Here is a 1,957-nt window from a genome sequence, read left to right as displayed (position 1 = left end):
CCATAAACAACTGCATAGAATATAATAAACACTCCCAAAGTCACTAACGTACAAGTTGCAAATAGAGCAATATTGGTTAGATTAAAGACTACCAATAGTTTTGTAATAACGTTAAACGCAAACGCAATATGAATAGCAGCCGCTATGATTGGAAGGAAGAATACCATTAACACCTGACTGTGAATCGTCTTTTTTACTTCCTCTTGGCTCATACCAACTTTTTGCATTATTTCAAATCGTTCTCTATCATCATTTCCTTCCGAAATCTGTTTATAATACATGATAAGTACGGTTGCCATCAAGAATAAAGTTCCTAAGAAAATCCCAAGGAAAAAGAGACCACCATATAAGAATAAAAATTCGTTTCTCACGCTTTCTGCACTTCGAACATAAATATTTTGATATAATTCTACATCTTCTTGAGCTCTTAACTCTTGAATACTTTCATATATCTCCAAATGTTTTTCTTTTGGTGCATCAATATCAAATCCATAATAGAATGGGATTCTATTAATATCTTCTACGGCACCTAATTCTTTATTGATTTTTTCAAAAGCATCCATATCTGGCAAGATGATATAAAAGGTATCAACCAGATCCTCTGAAGTAAAGATATCGTTTTTAGCCACTTCTGATATTTCTTTAATATGATAGTTTTCATTACCAAATGCTATCATGTCCTCAGTTAATTTACTTTTTGTATACTCAATAAATACTTCGTCTGAATTTAGTGTTTTTGATTCTCCAAGTAACTTATTATAATCAGAGAGTGGTATCATATAAAGAAGCGCTCCACTATTATAATTAGCGTCAGAGTCATTCTTTAGAAACTGGTTTCCCTGATTCTTTACCATTTGACTCATAAAACGATAAGAAATCATATCCTTTTGCTCTACTTGATGACTATTTGTAATCTCATTTATTACTTCAGTTAGTTTTCTACTATCTTCCTCACTGATATCATGTCCAGTTACTTGAATATCTTTTGGGTACATGCTTTTTAAAGAGTCTTCCATTCCAATATAAAGAGATACTGTGGTGGATACCATAACAAGAACCATAGTACTTAAGATACAGATATTTGCTAATCCTACCGCATTTTGCTTCATACGGTATATCATACCAGATACTGAGATAAAATGATTAGCCTTATAATAATATCCCTTATTTTTACGAAGTATTTTTAAAACAGCGATACTACCTGCGGTAAACAAACTATAAGTTCCGATAATAACTAAGATTACCGCTACGAAGAATAAGCCTATTGCTTGCAATGGAGACTTAGTTGTCACCGAAATATAATAACCACCTGATAAACAAGCAAAACCGATAAGTGCCAGAAGCCACTTTGTTCTCGGTTCTTTCTCCCCTACTTGTTTTCCACGTAATAATTCAATTGGGTTTGCTAGATGAATCTGACGCAAATTATTCAGTAATAATAAGGTGAAAATAGCTACAAATAAAATTAATGTAGTTACAACAGCAATCCCAGAGATTTCAAATCCAAAAGAAATCTTAAAATTAAGCATCTTCCCGAGTGCTAAGACCATTAGCTTACTAAGCAAAATACCAAATGACAATCCTAAGGTTATACTGAGTATTGCAACATAAAGATTTTCAAACGCTAGCACCTTGGCAATGTGCTTCTTCTCCATTCCCAATATGTTATAAAGACCAATTTCCTTTTTTCTTCGCTTAATTAAAAAACTATTCGTGTAAAAAAGAAAAATAACTGCAAAAATCCCAATTACTATCGTTCCAAGGCCTAAAATTACAGTTAGCGATCCACCGCCTGACATGGTGCGCAGAGCAGAGTTATTTGCCAAAAAACACATCATATAAAACATCATAATCGTAATCAAACAGGTAAGAATGTATGGTACGTAATTTTTCGCATTTTTCCGAATGTTCGTTGCAGCAAGCTTTGCATATAAAGAACTATTCATGTATGTCACCC

Annotated in this window: 1 protein-coding gene; it reads right to left on the bottom strand. The window is 33.1% G+C overall.

Annotated elements, in window-relative coordinates; all coding sequences use genetic code 11:
- Positions 1 to 1,946, bottom strand: a 1,946-nt coding sequence (locus tag RTP52_RS20185; RefSeq protein ID WP_312373182.1) for an ABC transporter permease, incomplete at its 3' end; no start/stop codon positions are given.
- Positions 1,947 to 1,957: the final 11 nt, after the last annotated feature.

Source organism: Lachnoclostridium sp., from assembly GCF_031997925.1.
Taxonomy (GTDB): Bacteria; Bacillota; Clostridia; order Lachnospirales; family Lachnospiraceae; genus Lachnoclostridium.
This window is presented reverse-complemented; position numbering and strand designations above follow the sequence as displayed.